The sequence below is a fragment of the Mesorhizobium sp. M0292 genome (assembly GCF_040321695.1).
In the GTDB taxonomy this organism is placed as follows: domain Bacteria; phylum Pseudomonadota; class Alphaproteobacteria; order Rhizobiales; family Rhizobiaceae; genus Mesorhizobium.
Genome location: NZ_JAMYSB010000017.1, coordinates 21,222 through 37,177 on the forward strand (window position 1 = coordinate 21,222; position 15,956 = coordinate 37,177).

The window sequence follows — 15,956 nt, forward strand, 5'->3', positions numbered from 1 at the left end:
ATACCTGGCACAGACCCATGAAAACCGGACCTCGCACCATCACCGTCGCCAACCAGAAGGGCGGCGTCGGCAAGACCACGACCGCCATCAATCTGGCCACGGCGCTGGCCGCCATCGGCGAAAAGGTGCTGATCGTCGATCTCGATCCGCAAGGCAATGCCTCGACCGGTCTTGGCATCGACCGCAAGGACCGCACCGTCTCGTCCTACGATGTGCTGACCGGCGAACTGGGCCTGGAAGAGGCGGCCATTCCAACGGCGGTGCCCGGCCTGTCGATCGTGCCGTCGACGCTCGATCTGCTCGGCATCGAGATGGAAATCGCCTCGGCGCCGGATCGCGTGCTTAAGCTGCGCAACGCGCTGCGCGCCGCCACCGAGCGCGGTGCGCCGTTCGGCTATGTGCTGATCGACTGCCCGCCCTCGCTCAACCTTTTGACTTTGAATTCAATGGCGGCAGCCGATTCTGTTCTTGTGCCGCTGCAGTGCGAGTTCTTCGCTCTCGAAGGGCTAAGCCAACTCCTGGAAACGGTGGAGCAGGTGCGCCGTTCGATCAATCCGGACTTGATCATCCAGGGCATCGTGCTGACCATGTATGACGGCCGCAACAACCTCGCCAACCAGGTGGTGCAGGACGTGCGGGCACATATGGGCGACAAGGTCTACGAGACGATCATTCCTAGGAATGTGCGAGTGTCCGAGGCGCCCTCCTATGGCAAGCCGGCGATCCTCTATGACCTGAAATGCTCCGGCAGCCAAGCCTATCTGCAACTGGCATCCGAAGTGATCCGCCGCGAGCGAAAATTGCGCGCTGCATGATTAGGCAGGGTCGATAAACAAAGCCGATCCGGCACCGAAACGATCAAGAATCTGGAATTGAGATGAGCGAAGACCTTTCGAGAAAGAGACTGGGGCGTGGACTGGCGGCGCTGATCGGGGAGATCGACCGCCCGGTGGCAGCGGCCGAAAAGCCAGGCCTGAATGCCGACGGCAAGGTGCCGATCGAGTTTCTGAGCCCGAACCCGAAAAACCCGCGCCGGCATTTCGGCGACGCCGATCTGACGGATCTCGCGCAATCGATCCGCGAACATGGCGTCGTGCAGCCGGTAGTGGCGCGGCCTTCGCCGACGCAGGCCGGGCGCTACGAGATCATCGCCGGCGAGCGCCGCTGGCGGGCGGCGCAGCGCGCCGGGCTGACCGAGATCCCGATCATCGTGCGCGACGTCAACGACCGCACGGCGCTCGAACTGGCGATCATCGAGAACGTCCAGCGCACCGACCTCAATCCGGTCGAGGAGGCGCTCGGCTACCAGCAGTTGATCGACGATCACGGCTACACCCAGGCCGATCTCGGCAATGTCATCGGCAAGAGCCGCAGCCACGTCGCCAACACGCTCAGGCTGTTGAAGCTGCCCGACGTGATCCGCGACATGCTGGTCGACGGCGTGCTGTCGGCCGGCCATGCCCGGACGCTGGTGACGGCGCAGGATCCCGCCGGGCTAGCCAAGCAGATCGTCGAAGAAGGGCTTTCGGTGCGCCAGGCTGAGGCGCTGGCGCAGATGCCGGCGGGCGGCACGCCGCCCAAGGCAAAACCAGCACACGGCGCATCGGGCAAGGATGCCGACACGCTGGCGCTGGAAAGGCTGATGACCAACACGATCGGCATGATCGTGACCATCGAGCACAAGGGCAAAGGCGGCGCGATCCGCGTGGACTACCGCAGTCTGGAGCAGCTCGACGAGCTATGCCGGCGGTTGAAGGATGAGCGGTAGAGGGTTGGGGTTGCGCCATATTTAGCCGGCGAATGAAGTTCTGGCTTAGGATGAAGAAAGGGCTTGGCGGTTGCCGGCCCTTCTTTTTATTGGCGATTGCCGAAGGGATCGAACTGCTGATCTCCCCCCTTGAGGGGGAGATGGCCGGCAGGCCAGAAGGGGTCGTCTCGCATCAAGCGCCGACCTCGTTTGTCGTTGCGAAAGCGCCAGCGCTCCACGCGCGGCGACCCCCTCTGTCGCCTTTGGCGACATCTCCCCCTCAAGGGGGGAGATCACCGCTGCGCCAGCCTCGCGCTCTCCACCGCAATGCCGAGCAGCGCCTGCCGTGCCAGCGCTTCCGACAAATCCGGCCTGCGCCTGGTCTGCAGCACGGCCGATTGCAGCCGGTTCAGCGCGCGGCTGAGCGCCTCGACGTTCCAGCGCTCCAGCGCCTTCTCCACCAGCTTGCGCCGCGAGAAAAACACCGGCGGACGGGCGGCGGCCATGGCCGAGGCGGCGTTGCGGCCGGCGGTGTCCATCTGGCCGCGCATGACCTGAAGCTGCTGCAGCTGCCGCATCGCCGAGGACAGCACCAGGAAAGGATGGCCGCCGGACAGGCAGTGGCGGGTGAAGGCGGTGTCGAAGTCACCGATCCTGCCCTCCAGCACAGCATCGACCGCGTCGTCGAAGGAGGCGCCGGAAACGTCGCCGGACATCGCCCTGACGTCATCGAGGCCAATGTCCTTCTGGCCGTGGGCGTAAAGCACCAGCTTTTCGATTTCACCGCGCGAGGCCAGCCGGTCGCCGCCGAGATTGCGGCGCAGCGCCTGGCGCGCATCGAGCGCCATCGACATGCCGGCCTTGCGCAGCTCGTCGTCGATGACGCTGTCGATGTCGCGGGCTTCATCGGCATAGCAAGGCAGCGCCATGGCGTTGTCGGCCGCCTCGACCACGGCGCGCAGTCCGATGCCCTTTTTCAGGTCGCCGGCCTCGATGAGAATGATGGCGTCGCGCGCGGGCTCGGCCGTCAGTGCCTTGACGTCGTCGGCCAGCGCCTTCTGACCGCTGGCGTTGCGCACCCATAGAAGCCGCCGGTCGGAGAACATCGGCACGGTGCGGGCTTCATCGAGCAGCCGGCCCTGGTCGCGATCGACCTCCGCGCCGTCGAGCCGGACCACCGAGAAGGGGTCGTCGAGCGGCAGGCCGGTTTTCGCGGCAAAGGCTTTGGCCCGCTCGGCGACGAGGCCGCGGTCGGGTCCGTAAAGCAGGACGATCGATATGCGCGCGTCAGGCTTCGCCAGCCACGAATCGACCTCATATCCTTTTTTCTGCGCCATGCTGGGTGGTTAGCATGATGCGGTCGCTGAGTGAACGTTCTCCAGAGAGTTCGAGACCTTGGCGCCCTTCCTCGCCTCCGGAGGGGGAGAGGTGGCTCGGCGAAGCCGAGACGGAGTGGGGGAACCACCTGGCAATCGCCGCGAACGAACAAAGGAAGGGCACTCAAGCATTGCCTAGCGCCCAAGGGTCGACCCCCACTCCGTCGAGCTTCGCTCGACACCTCTCCCTCGATCGACGGGGGAGAGGAAAGCGCGAGTTCGCCGACCTTGGTGCCTTCATCTCTCCCGGAGGCCGTGAAGTGACTATCTGCCGGAAATCCTGCAAAACTTTGCGCCTAATTGCGCGCCGCTCCCCAACATCGACAAGAAATTTCGCCGACATATCTGCATCTTGCGGTCGCCTGCCGGCCGTGACGCCGGATGGGTTGCGGCGCCCCATGAATTGGCGCTGTGCCGGGCGCGCGGATGTGCAAATATCACCGCAGCAAATGGGAGGACCATGGTCATGACCGATGCTGGGATGTTGCGGTTTCATGTGCCGGAGCCGGAAGTGCGGCCGGGCGGAACGCCCGACTTCTCCAACGTGCCTATCCCCAAGGCGGGCTCGGTGCCGCGACCGGACATCGATGTCGATCCGCGCACCATCCGCGACATGGCGTTTTCGATCATCCGCGTGCTCAACCGCACCGGTGAGGCGGTCGGGCCGTGGGCCGGGCTGCTCACCGACGAGGAGCTGCTCGAGGGGTTGCGCCACATGATGACGCTGCGCAGCTTCGATGCGCGCATGCAGATGGCGCAGCGCCAGGGCAAGACCTCGTTCTACATGCAGCATCTGGGCGAAGAGGCGGTGAGCTGCGCTTTCCGCAAGGCGCTGGCGCCAGGCGACATGAATTTCCCGACCTATCGGCAAGCCGGCCTGCTCATCGCCGACGGCTATCCGATGGTCACGATGATGAACCAGATCTATTCCAACGAGGCCGATCCGCTCAAAGGGCGGCAGCTGCCGATCATGTATTCGTCGAAGGAGCATGGCTTCTTCTCGATCTCCGGCAATCTGGCGACGCAATACATCCAGGCGGTCGGCTGGGCGATGGCTTCCGCTATCAGCAACGATTCGAAAATCGCGGCGGCGTGGATCGGCGACGGCTCGACGGCCGAATCCGATTTCCATTCCGCACTGGTGTTCGCCTCGACGTACAAGGCGCCGGTCATCCTCAACGTCGTCAACAACCAGTGGGCGATCTCGACGTTTCAAGGCATTGCGCGTGGCGGCTCCGGCACCTTTGCCGCGCGCGGCCTCGGCTTCGGCATTCCGGCGCTGCGCGTCGACGGCAATGATTATCTCGCCGTGCATGCCGTGGCCAAATGGGCGGCGGAACGGGCGCGGCAGAATCTCGGGCCGACGCTGATCGAATATGTCACCTACCGTGCCGGCGCGCATTCGAGCTCGGACGATCCGTCGGCCTATCGGCCGAAGACGGAATCCGACGCCTGGCCGCTCGGCGATCCGGTGATGCGGCTGAAGAACCATCTGATCCAACGCGGCGTCTGGTCGGACGAGCGTCACGCCCAGGCCGAAGCGGAAATCCTCGAGACGGTGATCGCGGCGCAGAAGGAAGCTGAAGGCCACGGCACGCTGCATGCCGGCGGCAAGCCGTCGACGCGCGAGATGTTCGAGGGCGTGTTTGCCGAGATGCCGCCGCATCTCAGGCGCCAGCGCCAGCAGGCGGGAGTCTGACCATGCCGAGACGGACCATGATCGAGGCGATCCGCGACGCCATGGACGTGTCGATGGCGCGCGACGAACGCGTCATCGTCTATGGCGAGGATGTCGGCTTCTTCGGGGGTGTCTTCCGCTGCACGGCAGGCCTGCAAGCGAAGTACGGCAAGAGCCGCTGCTTCGATGCGCCGATCAACGAATCCGGCATTGTCGGCTCCGCCATCGGCATGGCCGCCTATGGGCTGAAGCCATGCGTGGAAATTCAGTTTGCCGACTACATGTACCCGGCTTACGACCAGCTGACGCAGGAAGCAGCACGCCTGCGCTACCGCTCGAACGGCGATTTCACCTGCCCGATCGTTGTCCGCATGCCGACCGGCGGCGGCATCTTTGGCGGCCAGACGCACAGCCAGAGCCCGGAAGCGCTGTTCACCCATGTGTCGGGACTAAAGACGGTGGTGCCGTCCAATCCGCACGACGCCAAGGGACTGCTGATCGCGGCGATCGAGGATCCCGATCCGGTGATTTTTCTGGAGCCGAAGCGGCTCTATAACGGACCGTTCGATGGCCATCACGACCGACCGGTGACGCCATGGTCGAAGCATGAACTGGGCGAGGTCGCCGACGGCCATTACACGGTGCCGCTCGGCAAGGCGGCGATCCGCCGGGCGGGCTCGGCCGTCACCGTGCTCGCCTACGGCACCATGGTCTATGTCGCGCAGGCGGCTGTGGAAGAAACCGGCATCGATGCCGAGATCATCGATTTGCGGACCCTGCTGCCGCTCGATCTCGACGCGATAGTCGCTTCGGTGAAGAAGACCGGACGCTGCGTCGTCGTGCACGAGGCGACACTGACCTCCGGCTTCGGCGCCGAGCTGTCGGCGCTGGTGCAGGAAAATTGTTTCTACCATCTGGAAGCGCCGGTGGCGCGCGTCACCGGTTGGGACACGCCCTACCCGCATGCGCAGGAATGGGATTATTTCCCGGGGCCGGCCCGTGTCGGCCGCGCGCTTCTCGAAACCATGGGAGCCTAGGGATGGGCGAACACATCATCAAGCTGCCGGATGTCGGTGAAGGCGTCGCCGAGGCCGAACTTGTGGAGTGGCACGTCAAGGTCGGCGACCTCGTGCGCGAGGACTCGGTGCTTGCCGCCGTCATGACCGACAAGGCGACGGTGGAAATACCTTCGCCGGTCGATGGCGAGATCCTGTGGCTGGGCGCCGAGATCGGCGACACGGTGGCGATCGGCTCGCCCATCGTGCGGCTGAAGGTGGCGGGGGAGGGCAATGTCGCGGAAGGCTCGAAATCGTCAGAGGTCACGGCGGCACCGACCCCCACCCCTGCCGGGGCGAGCCACGGGTCTCGCCCGTCCTCCGGACCCCCACAAGAGGGAGGCGTTTCGGCCACGAAATCCTACGCCAAGTCGCCAGCACCTGCACCAGCAGCCAAAAGCCCACGGGCAGCTGAGACTGAATCCCCCTCCCCCTTGTGGGGAGGGGCCAGGGGTGGGGGTGCTGCGCCGACATCTAAAGGTGCGGCACCCTCCGGCGCGCCGCGCCCGGAGGGCGAAAAGCCCCTGGCGTCGCCCGCCATCCGGCTCAGGGCGAAGGAGGCGGGGATCGATCTGCGCCAGGTGTCGGGTACCGGCCCTGCCGGCCGCATCAGCCACGAAGATATCGAGGCATTCCTGGCACGCGGACCGCAGGTAGCGAAGGCGTCGGGTCTGGCGCGTAATGACAGCGTCGAGGATATCAAGGTCATCGGACTGCGGCGCAAGATCGCCGAAAAAATGTCGCTGGCGAAGTCACGCATCCCGCACATCACCTATGTCGAGGAGATCGACGTCACAGCACTTGAGGAGTTGCGCGCGGCGCTCAACAAGGAAAAGCGCAAGGGTGTGGAGAGGCCGAAGCTGACGCTGCTGCCGTTCCTGATGCGGGCGATGGTCAAGGCGATTGCCGACCAGCCCAACATCAACGCGCTGTTCGACGACGAGGCCGGCATCATCCATCAGCATGGCGGCGTCCATATCGGCATTGCCGCGCAGACGCCGTCGGGCCTGGTGGTGCCGGTGGTCAAGCACGCCGAGGCGCGCGACCTCTGGGATTGCGCGGCCGAGCTCAACCGCCTGGCCGAAGCGGCGAAGTCCGGCACGGCCAGCCGCGACGAGCTGTCGGGATCGACCATCACCATCACCTCGCTCGGCGCCATGGGCGGCGTGGCGACGACGCCGGTCATCAATCATCCTGAGGTGGCGATCGTCGGCGTCAACAAGATGATGGTGCGGCCGGTCTGGGACGGCACCCAGTTCATCCCGCGCAAGATGATGAACCTGTCATCGAGCTTCGATCACCGGGTGGTCGACGGCTGGGATGCGGCGGTGTTTGTGCAGCGGATCAAGGCGCTGATTGAGACGCCAGCGCTGATATTTGTGGATTGAGGGGCGGAACAAGCGAGATGACGGCGGGACAGCGCCCCCCTCTGCCTTACCAGGCATCTCCCCCACAAGGGGGGAGATTGGACGTCACGCAGGGTTTCGCCAATCTTCACCGTTGCAGGAATGAGCGAAGCGACGAAGCTGCTGATCTCCCTCCTCGTGGGGGAGATGTCCGGCAGGACAGAGGGGGGCGCGAAGGATCGCGACGGAACATTCCCTCGCATCAAAGGGTCATGCCATGAAAGAAATCTCCTGCAAGCTGCTGGTCATCGGCGCCGGGCCCGGCGGCTACGTCTGCGCTATCCGTGCCGGCCAGCTCGGCATCGATACGGTGATCGTTGAAGCCGGCAAACCGGGCGGCACCTGTCTCAATGTCGGCTGCATCCCGTCCAAGGCGATGATCCATGCGGCGGAAGAGTTCGAGAAGGTCGCGCATATGGCCGGCGGCAGCAGTCCGCTCGGCATCTCGGTAGCAGCGCCCGTGCTCGATCTCGGCAAGACGGTTGCGTGGAAGGACGGCATTGTTAGCCGGCTGACCGGGGGCGTTGCCGGGCTACTGAAGAAGGCCAAGGTCAAGACCGTCTATGGCTGGGCGACGTTCCGCGACGGCAAGACCGTCGCGGTCGAGACCGAGACCGGCACCCAGATCATCCGCGCCGAAACGGTTGTGATCGCCACCGGCTCGGCGACGGTGGAACTGCCGTTCCTGCCGTTCGGCGGCCCGGTGATTTCATCCACAGAAGCGCTGGCTCTCGGCGAGGTGCCGAAAAAGCTCGCCGTGGTCGGCGGCGGCTATATCGGGCTGGAACTCGGCATGGCGTTCGCCAAAATGGGCGCCGCGGTGACCGTGGTCGAGGCGCTGCCGCGCGTGCTGGCGCAGTATGATGCGGAACTGACCCGGCCGGTGGTGAAACGGCTGGCCCAGCTCGGCGTCGAGGTGATGCTTGGCGCCAAGGCCAAGGGGGTCAAGGGCGACGCGCTGCTGGTCGAGACCGCGGACGGCAAGAGCACCAAAATCGCGGCAGACAAGATCCTGGTCACGGTCGGCCGCAAGCCGGTGACGGAGGGCTGGGGCCTCGATCAGATCGATCTCGACATGGCCGGCAAGTTCATCAAGATCGACGACCAGTGCCGCACCTCGATGCGCGGCATCTATGCCATTGGCGACGTCACCGGCGAGCCGATGCTGGCGCACCGGGCGATGGCGCAAGGCGAAATGGTGGCCGAGATCGTCGCCGGCCACAAGCGCAGCTGGGACAAGCGCTCGATCCCGGCCGTCTGCTTCACCGATCCGGAGCTGGTGACGGCAGGGCTAACGCCGGAGGAGGCGAAGGCTTCAGGCGAAATCAAGATCGGCCAGTTCCCCTTCGCCGCCAACGGCCGGGCGATGACGAAACTCGGCGAGGACGGGTTTGTTCGTGTTGCCGCCCGCGCGGACAACCATCTGGTGCTGGGCATCCAGGCGGTCGGGCAAGGCGTGTCGGAACTGGCGGCGGCGTTCGGCCTGGCGCTGGAAATGGGCGCGCGGCTGGAGGATATCGCCGGGACCATCCATGCGCATCCGACGCAAGGCGAAGGCTTCCAGGAAGCGGCGCTGAAGGCGCTGGGCCACGCGCTGCATATTTGAAGTGCGCTTACCCTCCCCCTTGTGGGGAGGGTCGATCCGCGTAGCGGAGCGGGGTGGGGGTCCTCGCCGACCGTCAGCGCTCACCCCCACCCCGTCTCGCCATCTCCGCTTCGCTCCGACCGCGAGCCGACCCTCCCCACAAGGGGGAGGGTGGCCGCTCAGCCGTTGGTTGTCGCAGATCAGCGGAATGTACTAAGTGTCGGTCCATGGACACCGGCCTGAAGAAATACATCGCCATACGCTACAACATCGCCGCTGGCTTCAAGCCAAGCCAGTGGGACGGAAAGGGCCGCGCCAATCTCGACCCGGTCTGGCTGGTCGAGCGCCTGGCGTTGTTCGACACCTATTGCGCGTCGTCGCTCGAAGGCCAGTCGCTGAAGGATTTTTCCGTCCTTCTGGCGTTCGATGCCGATACGCACGAGAACTATATTCGCACCGTGTGCAGCTGCGTGGCCGGTGTCGACGTCAGGCCGATCCTTGTCGAGGCGGGCGAGGATTACAATGATCGCTTCAATGCCTTCGTCCAGGCCGATACCGATGCCGACTATGTTTCGCTCACGCGGCTCGACAGCGACGACGCGCTGGCGCCGACCTTCATGGAGCGCGTCGAGCACTACGCGCGCCGGGAGATCGAAAAGCGTGTGGTGGACCTGCAGCCGCTCTACATTGCCTTTCCGGACGGCCAGAATTTCGACACGGCAAGCGGACGCTACACGCACCACTACTATGTCACGTCGGCGTTCGGCACGCTGGTCGAAAGGAGATCGCCGGCGATGAGCGGCGTCTACAGCGAGCACCACGCAAAAATGGCGACGCGCTTCAACACCGTCGTGGCGGCATCGAAGGGCGCGCAATGGTGCATCGTCATCCATGACAACAACGTCGCCAACGTGTTGAGGGGCAAGCCGGTCTCGGGGCCCTCCTTCACGGTGGGCCGACCGGCTGTCGAACCCAAGGTGCCAGCGCGAAGGCAAAGCGCGCCACGACAGGCGACGCAGCCCCGCATTGCGCCGCGGACCGCGGGCAACTTCATCCGGTTTCTGCTCGGACGACCGATGGCTCTGCGGAAGTAGCGGGCGCTTACCCTCCCCCTTGTGGGGAGGGTCGATCCGCGTAGCGGAGCGGGGTGGGGGTCCTCGCCAACTGTCGGCGCTCACCCCCACCCCGTCTCGCCATCTCCGCTTCGCTCCGACCGCGAGCCGACCCTCCCCACAAGGGGGAGGGTGAAGTAGCTCAGCTTGCCAGCCGGCTTACCATCTCGTGCTGCGCATAAGCGCGCCCAAAACGATTGGCGAGAAACGCATCCAGCGCGATGTTTTCCTGCTTGACGAAGCCGGTCGCCGGCAAGGTGCCGTCGGCCAGCATGTCGAGCACGGCGCAGATGCCGGAGGCGGTGGTGATCTGGATTGCGCTGCGCACCTGGTTGCCGATGCGCTGCGAATAGATCTTGTTGGCGTAGGTTTCCTGCAGCAGGCGGCCATTGCGGCGGCCCGAGACGGTGACGAAGACGATGACCACATCCTGCAGCGTTGCCGGCAGGGCGCTCTCGAAGATATCCTTCAGCACGTCGCGGCGGTGGCGCAGGCCGAGATCGTTGAGCAGCGCCTTCATGATCGCCGCGTGGCCGGGATAGCGGATGGTGCGGTAGTTCAGCGTGCGCACCTTGCCCTTCAGCGTCTCGGCCAGCGTGCCGAGACCGCCGGAGGTGTTGAAGGCCTCATAGGTGACGCCGTCGAGCGAGAACTCTTCGCGCTCCTCCAGCGGCGGCACCTCGATCAGCTCGCCCTCGACGATCGCCTCGCAGGGTTCGCAATATTCGTTGATGACGCCGTCGGTGCTCCATGTCAGATTGTAGTTCAGCGCATTGGACGGGTATTGCGGCAGCGCGCCGACGCGCATGCGAACGCTTTCCAGCGTGTCGAAGCGGCTGGCGAGATCATTGGCGACGATCGAGATGAAGCCCGGCGCAAGGCCGCATTGCGGAATGAACGCGCTCTTGCCCGAACGCGCCAGTTCCTTGACGCGGCGGGTGGAGATGACGTCCTCGGTCAAATCGAGATAGTGGACGCCGGTTGCGGCGGCCGCTTCGGCGATGCGTGTGGTCAAATGGAAGGGCGCGGCGCTCAGCACGGCGAAGGCGCCGGCAAGGGCGGCCTCGAGTGCGCCCGGCGCTGCGATATCGAGCTCCAGCCCCTCGACGCCGGCGGGAAGTTCGGCCGCGGCAAGCTGCGCCGCCGCGCGGTCGACAACGGTGACGTGGTAGTCGCCGCTGTCGGCGAGCATGCCTGCAATGGTCGAGCCGATCTTGCCGGCGCCGACGACGATGATTTTCTTCATGACCTTGCCCCTCGTGAAAACTCTTTGGCCCAGACCGCGCGCGGTGGACGCGATGCCTTCAAGAATCGCAGCTTGCCTGCCGAAAGGAAGCGTGAAACTGTTCGAAACGAACCCCACAATTGATCAATACGCCGATAAAGTTCGTCGAAATGCTCACTGACGCCGAACAAAAACTGCTTTCCTTGCTGCGCGCCAATGCCCGCGCATCGACCACTGAGCTGGCGCGCCAGCTCGGCGTTTCGCGCACGACGGTGCAGAGCCGGATCGAGCGGCTGGAACAGCGCGGCATCATCACCGGCTATGGCGTGCGGATGGCGCCGGAATACGAGCAGGGGCTGGTGCGGGCGCATGTGCTGCTCACCGTCACGCCCAAGCTCGCCGACAAGGTGGTGCGGGCGCTGCAGGCGCTGCCGCCGGTACGGACGCTGCACTCGGTGAGCGGCAATTTCGACATGATCGTCATCGTCGACGCGCCGTCGATCAGGGATCTGGATGCGTTGCTGGACGAGATCGGGGCGATGGACGGGGTCGAGCGGACGTCGTCGTCGATTATTTTGTCGACACGGATCGATCGGTAGGTGGAACGCATGAGCCGCTAATCTCCCCCGTGCGGGGGAGATGGCCGGCAGGCCAGAGGGGGTCAGTTCGACTGGGCTCGGCCTACCTGCCGCTGCAGAAGGAGGTTAGCGCTCCACGCGAGGCGACCCCCTCTGTCGCCTTCGGCGACATCTCCCCCTCAAGGGGGGAGATTAGCTGCTAAGCCCGCCGCCTTTCCGGCCCGCTATCCAGCCACGCCACATCCTCCGCCGACAGCTTGATATCCAGCGCCTTCAAGCTGTCCTCCAACTCGTCCAGCGTGCGCGGGCCGATCAACGGCACCGACGGAAAAGGCTGCGCCAGCACATAGGCGAGCGCGATGTGGATCGGACTTTTGCCCAGGCGCTGCGCCAGCTCGATGGCGCGGTCGCGGCGGCCGAAATTTTTCTCGGAATACCAGACCCGCACCAGCTCCTCATTGTCCTGCTTGTCGCGGCCGGCGCGGTCGGTGAAGAAGCCGCGGCCCTGGCTCGACCAGGCGAAGTTGGGCATCTGCCTTTTCGTCAACCAGGATTTCCAGTCGTCGGTGGACGAGGTGATGCAGCCGGCCCAGATCGGTTCCAGCATCTCGGCCAGCGAGAAATTGTTGGAGAGCACGCCGGGCTTCTGCTTGCCGGTGCGCTCGGCATAGGCAATCGCCTCGTCCATGCGCGCCATCGTCCAGTTCGAGCCGCCGAACGGGCCACGGATGCGGCCGGCCTTGACCTCGGCGTCCATCGCATCGACGAATTCGCCGACCGGCACATCCGGGTTGTCGCGGTGCATGAAATAGAGGTCGACATGGTCGGTCTGCAGCCGGTCCAACGACTGGGCGAGCTGCTTGCCGATGACATCGGGATAGCAGAGCGGCGAGTGGGCGCCCTTGGCGATGATCACCGACTGCTCGCGCACGCCGCGATTCCTGAGCCACTGGCCAAGCAGCGTTTCGGTGTAGCCGGCGCCGTAGACATAGCCGGTATCGAACAGATTGCCGCCGGTCTCGAAGAAAGCGTCGAGCAGGATTGCGCCCGACGAGAAGGTGCGGAAATCCTCGAAGCCGAGCGCCACCACGGAGGCCGGCTTCGACAGGCCCGGAATCTTGCGCTTGCCAATGGCCGTGCCGCCGGTGCGCAGCGGCCGGCCCGAAATGGTGTTGGTTCGCTTAGCCGGCTTTTCGATCTCATATTCGAGCCCGACGGCGGCGCGCCATCTGTCGAGGACGCGCAGCGTGCTGAGGCTGTCGGCCCAGCTCATGCCCGGCCAGGCGAACTCCTGTTTGCCGGCCAGGATCGCCTCGCCGGCGGCGTCGACCTCGAAGGAATAGAGATGGCGGGTTTCGTTGACGCTGATGGTATCGCGCGTGTCGTCGGCGAGAATTACATCGATCCGGCCAGGGCCGCCATCGCGGTTGCCGCCGCCGGCGAACCAGAAATCCGGCACCTCGATGCGGCCCTTGGTGCCGAGGATGCGCAGGACATTGTCCTGTTTCAGCGAGATGCTGCAGGACACCTCGGCGACGACGCCACCGGGGAAATGCAGCAGCGCCGAGGCCCATTCGTCGACGCCGGACTTGCCGAGATGGGCGGTGCCGACAACCTTGTCCGGCTCGGCGAAGGGTTTTCCAGTCGCAGCCCCGGCAATCAGCCGCACCATCGAGACGGGATAGCCGCCGACATCGAGGATGCCGCCGCCGGCGAGATCGTTGGCGTAGAGCCGGTGCTCGGGCATGAAGCCCGGCATGGCGAAGCCGAAGCTCGACTTCATCAGCCTGACATCGCCGATGACGCCCGACTTGATGAGTTCCACCAGCTTCGCCGTCTGCGGGTGCAGCCGGTACATGAACGCTTCGCCGAGGAAGGTGCCGGCCTTGCGCGCAGCATGGATCATGGCGTCGGCCTCGAAGGCGGTCAGCGCCAGCGGCTTTTCGCACAGCACATGCTTGCCGGCTTCCGCCGCCTTGATTGCCCATTCGGCGTGGCCGGGATGCGGGATGGCGATATAGACGGCGTCGACCTCGGGGTCAGCGAGCAGCGCGTCGTAACCGTCGAGGATGCGGGCGCCGGGAAACGTCTCGGCCAGGCCTGCCTTGCCGGGATTGCGGGCGCCGAGCGCCACGATCGTGCCGGTGCGCGAGCCTGCCACGCCGCGGGCGAACGCTTTGGCGATGTCGCCGGGCCCGAGTACCCCCCAGCGGATGGGCGCGGTAGCAGTCATGGTCATTCTCCTTGCATAGCTGGAAGGTCAGCGCAGCCGCTGGCCGTTTTCATCGAACAGATAGGATTTGCGGATGGACACGGTGATCGCCTGGGTGTCGGGGACCTTTGCCGCGTCGCGCTGGATCACCAGGTCTTCGCCATGGGCGGTCCTGGCATAGATGAAGCTGGTGCCGCCGAGATGCTCGACCACGTCGATGCCGACAGTGAGGTCGGCGTCGCCTTCGCCGCCATTGCCGAAATGTTCGGGCCGCACGCCGACAATGACCTTGGCTCCTGTTTGCGGCACGGCGCCGGTCAACGGTTGCATAATGCGGGTCATTTCCTCGCCCACCAGCTCGACGGTGACGCTGCTCATGTTGCGCCCGACGACGCGGCCCTTGATGAAATTCATCTTCGGCGAGCCTACAAAGCCGGCGACGAACTGGTTGTCGGGATTGTCGTAGAGATCGAGCGGCCTGCCGATCTGCTCGACATGGCCACCGCGCAGCACGACGATCCGGTCGGCCAGCGTCATCGCCTCGGTCTGGTCGTGGGTGACATAGATCATCGTTGTGCCGAGTTCCTTGTGCAGGCGCGAGATCTCGACCCGCATCTGGACGCGCAGCTCGGCGTCGAGATTGCTCAACGGCTCGTCGAACAGGAAGACTTGCGGTTCGCGCACGATGGCGCGGCCAATGGCGATGCGTTGGCGCTGGCCGCCGGACAATTGCCTCGGCCGCCGCGCCATCAACTCTGTGATGCGCAGGATTTCGGAGGCCCGCTTCACCCGCCGCTCGGTGTCCTCCTTGGGGTTGCCGGTCATCCTGAGACCAAAGCTCAGATTCTGCTCCACGCTCATGTGCGGGTAGAGCGCGTAGGACTGGAACACCATGGCGATGCCGCGCTCGGCCGGCTCGACATCGTTCATCACCTTGCCGCCAATGGCGATCTCGCCGCCGCTGATATCCTCCAGCCCGGCGATCATCCTGAGCAGCGTCGATTTTCCACAACCCGACGGGCCGACAAAGACGACGAACTCGCCATCGGCGATATCGATGTTGGCGCCATGGATGATCTCATAGACGCCGAAGCGTTTTACGACATTGGTGAGGGTGACTGCCGCCATATCGCTGTTGTCCCTACTTGACGGCACCGGCGGCGATGCCGGCGATGAAATGGCGCTGCAGCAGCACGAAGACGACCAGCATCGGTACGGTCAGCATGACGGCGCCGGCCATGATGCCGCCCCATGAGACCTTGGTCAGGCCGATCAGCGTGCCGAGCGCCACAGGGGCCGTCATCGCGCCGGGCTGGCTGTTGATCAAAAGCGGCCAGAGATAATTGTTCCACGAGGCGAGGAACAGGATGATGGCGAGCGCCGCCAGCATCGGCCGCGCCAGCGGCAAAGCGACGAACAGGAAGATACGCCATTCCTTGACGCCCTCGACACGTGCCGCGTCGAAAAGGTCGGCCGGCATCATCGAGAAAGCCTGGCGCATGAACAGCACGCCCAGCGAATTGAACAAGGGTGGCACGATCAGCGCAATCCAGGTGTTGGCGAGCTGGAAGTCGCGCGCCACCATGATGAATTGCGGGATCAGCACCACCGCATAGGGCAGCGTGATGGTGCCGAGGATGATCGCCACCACCGCGCCCTTGCCGAAGAACTGATAGCGGGCGAGCGCCCAGCCGGCCATCGAGGTCAGCAGCACCGAGAAGAAGGTGTAGGTCACCGCCACCGCCACCGAAATACCGATAGCGCCGACGAAATTGGTGTCGCGCTGCAGGTTGTTGAAATTGTCGACGAAATTGCCGTGCGGCAGAAGCTCGATGCCGGGGCTGAAAATGCCGTTGTCGGGCATGGTCGAAAACACCACCATCATCCACAGCGGAAACAGCCAGATCACCGCCAGCGGCGTCAGGACCAGATGCAGCAGGACGCTGCGGCCGAGCCGTCGTTGCGAGAGCGAACTCATTTCG

The 15,956-nt window shown here is 64.8% G+C and carries 13 protein-coding genes; 8 read left to right on the forward strand and 5 right to left on the reverse strand.

The window, feature by feature from the left end:
- The first annotated feature begins 17 nt into the window (after nt 1-17).
- On the forward strand, nt 18-815 hold the full coding sequence (locus tag NKI96_RS23155) for a ParA family protein (RefSeq protein ID WP_023692913.1): 798 nt from the start codon (nt 18-20) through the stop codon (nt 813-815).
- A 62-nt stretch (nt 816-877) separates the two neighbouring features.
- Nucleotides 878-1,768 (forward strand): ParB/RepB/Spo0J family partition protein, encoded by an 891-nt coding sequence (locus NKI96_RS23160; protein ID WP_023692912.1) that lies wholly within the window; start codon nt 878-880, stop codon nt 1,766-1,768.
- 272 nt (nt 1,769-2,040) lie between these two features.
- Here NKI96_RS23160 and holA read toward each other — a convergent pair whose 3' ends face one another.
- Nucleotides 2,041-3,084 (reverse strand): DNA polymerase III subunit delta, encoded by a 1,044-nt coding sequence (holA, locus tag NKI96_RS23165; RefSeq protein WP_023692911.1) that lies wholly within the window; start codon nt 3,082-3,084, stop codon nt 2,041-2,043.
- A 505-nt stretch (nt 3,085-3,589) separates the two neighbouring features.
- On the opposite strand from holA, the gene NKI96_RS23170 reads away from it, so the two are divergent.
- From NKI96_RS23170 to NKI96_RS23190, 5 genes are all read left to right on the forward strand, one after another.
- Nucleotides 3,590-4,822 (forward strand): 3-methyl-2-oxobutanoate dehydrogenase (2-methylpropanoyl-transferring) subunit alpha, encoded by a 1,233-nt coding sequence (locus NKI96_RS23170; RefSeq protein WP_023687602.1) that lies wholly within the window; start codon nt 3,590-3,592, stop codon nt 4,820-4,822.
- A 2-nt stretch (nt 4,823-4,824) separates the two neighbouring features.
- Nucleotides 4,825-5,838 (forward strand): alpha-ketoacid dehydrogenase subunit beta, encoded by a 1,014-nt coding sequence (locus NKI96_RS23175; protein ID WP_023687603.1) that lies wholly within the window; start codon nt 4,825-4,827, stop codon nt 5,836-5,838.
- Between the two features lie 2 nt (nt 5,839-5,840).
- Entirely contained in the window at nt 5,841-7,244 is a 1,404-nt protein-coding gene (locus NKI96_RS23180; protein ID WP_023692910.1) for a dihydrolipoamide acetyltransferase family protein, read from the forward strand.
- 235 nt (nt 7,245-7,479) lie between these two features.
- Nucleotides 7,480-8,868, forward strand: coding sequence for a dihydrolipoyl dehydrogenase (gene lpdA, locus NKI96_RS23185; RefSeq protein ID WP_023692909.1), 1,389 nt, complete (start codon nt 7,480-7,482; stop codon nt 8,866-8,868).
- 206 nt (nt 8,869-9,074) lie between these two features.
- Nucleotides 9,075-9,941 carry a glycosyltransferase gene (locus NKI96_RS23190; RefSeq protein ID WP_023692908.1) on the forward strand — a complete coding sequence of 289 codons (867 nt, stop codon included), beginning with the start codon at nt 9,075-9,077 and terminating at the stop codon, nt 9,939-9,941.
- 160 nt (nt 9,942-10,101) lie between these two features.
- Here the strand turns inward: NKI96_RS23190 and NKI96_RS23195 are convergent, their stop codons facing one another.
- A complete protein-coding gene (locus NKI96_RS23195) occupies nt 10,102-11,205 on the reverse strand; it encodes a saccharopine dehydrogenase family protein (protein ID WP_023685051.1) in 1,104 nt (367 codons plus the stop codon).
- A gap of 149 nt (nt 11,206-11,354) precedes the next feature.
- On the opposite strand from NKI96_RS23195, the gene NKI96_RS23200 reads away from it, so the two are divergent.
- Nucleotides 11,355-11,783, forward strand: a complete 429-nt coding sequence (locus NKI96_RS23200) for an Lrp/AsnC family transcriptional regulator (protein ID WP_352806451.1) — start codon at nt 11,355-11,357, stop codon at nt 11,781-11,783.
- A 178-nt stretch (nt 11,784-11,961) separates the two neighbouring features.
- Here NKI96_RS23200 and NKI96_RS23205 read toward each other — a convergent pair whose 3' ends face one another.
- Genes NKI96_RS23205 through NKI96_RS23215 form a run of 3 tightly spaced genes read right to left on the reverse strand, consistent with a single transcriptional unit; the run spans nt 11,962 to nt 15,952 of the window.
- A complete protein-coding gene (locus tag NKI96_RS23205; RefSeq protein WP_023685053.1) occupies nt 11,962-13,995 on the reverse strand; it encodes an aldo/keto reductase in 2,034 nt (677 codons plus the stop codon).
- Between the two features lie 27 nt (nt 13,996-14,022).
- Nucleotides 14,023-15,102 (reverse strand): ABC transporter ATP-binding protein, encoded by a 1,080-nt coding sequence (locus tag NKI96_RS23210; protein ID WP_352806394.1) that lies wholly within the window; start codon nt 15,100-15,102, stop codon nt 14,023-14,025.
- Between the two features lie 13 nt (nt 15,103-15,115).
- The gene (locus NKI96_RS23215; RefSeq protein ID WP_023672164.1) at nt 15,116-15,952 is read right to left on the reverse strand and encodes a carbohydrate ABC transporter permease; all 837 of its coding nucleotides are present in this window, start codon (nt 15,950-15,952) and stop codon (nt 15,116-15,118) included.
- Nucleotides 15,953-15,956: the final 4 nt, after the last annotated feature.

Bases quoted from the DNA above. Each gene is read 5' to 3' on its own strand.
- NKI96_RS23155 (WP_023692913.1), top strand. From the start codon at position 18: ATGAAAACCGGACCTCGCACCATCACCGTCGCCAACCAGAAGGGCGGC.
- NKI96_RS23160 (WP_023692912.1), top strand. From the start codon at position 878: ATGAGCGAAGACCTTTCGAGAAAGAGACTGGGGCGTGGACTGGCGGCG.
- holA (WP_023692911.1), bottom strand. From the start codon at position 3,084: ATGGCGCAGAAAAAAGGATATGAGGTCGATTCGTGGCTGGCGAAGCCT.
- NKI96_RS23170 (WP_023687602.1), top strand. From the start codon at position 3,590: ATGACCGATGCTGGGATGTTGCGGTTTCATGTGCCGGAGCCGGAAGTG.
- NKI96_RS23175 (WP_023687603.1), top strand. From the start codon at position 4,825: ATGCCGAGACGGACCATGATCGAGGCGATCCGCGACGCCATGGACGTG.
- NKI96_RS23180 (WP_023692910.1), top strand. From the start codon at position 5,841: ATGGGCGAACACATCATCAAGCTGCCGGATGTCGGTGAAGGCGTCGCC.
- lpdA (WP_023692909.1), top strand. From the start codon at position 7,480: ATGAAAGAAATCTCCTGCAAGCTGCTGGTCATCGGCGCCGGGCCCGGC.
- NKI96_RS23190 (WP_023692908.1), top strand. From the start codon at position 9,075: ATGGACACCGGCCTGAAGAAATACATCGCCATACGCTACAACATCGCC.
- NKI96_RS23195 (WP_023685051.1), bottom strand. From the start codon at position 11,205: ATGAAGAAAATCATCGTCGTCGGCGCCGGCAAGATCGGCTCGACCATT.
- NKI96_RS23200 (WP_352806451.1), top strand. From the start codon at position 11,355: ATGCTCACTGACGCCGAACAAAAACTGCTTTCCTTGCTGCGCGCCAAT.
- NKI96_RS23205 (WP_023685053.1), bottom strand. From the start codon at position 13,995: ATGACTGCTACCGCGCCCATCCGCTGGGGGGTACTCGGGCCCGGCGAC.
- NKI96_RS23210 (WP_352806394.1), bottom strand. From the start codon at position 15,102: ATGGCGGCAGTCACCCTCACCAATGTCGTAAAACGCTTCGGCGTCTAT.
- NKI96_RS23215 (WP_023672164.1), bottom strand. From the start codon at position 15,952: ATGAGTTCGCTCTCGCAACGACGGCTCGGCCGCAGCGTCCTGCTGCAT.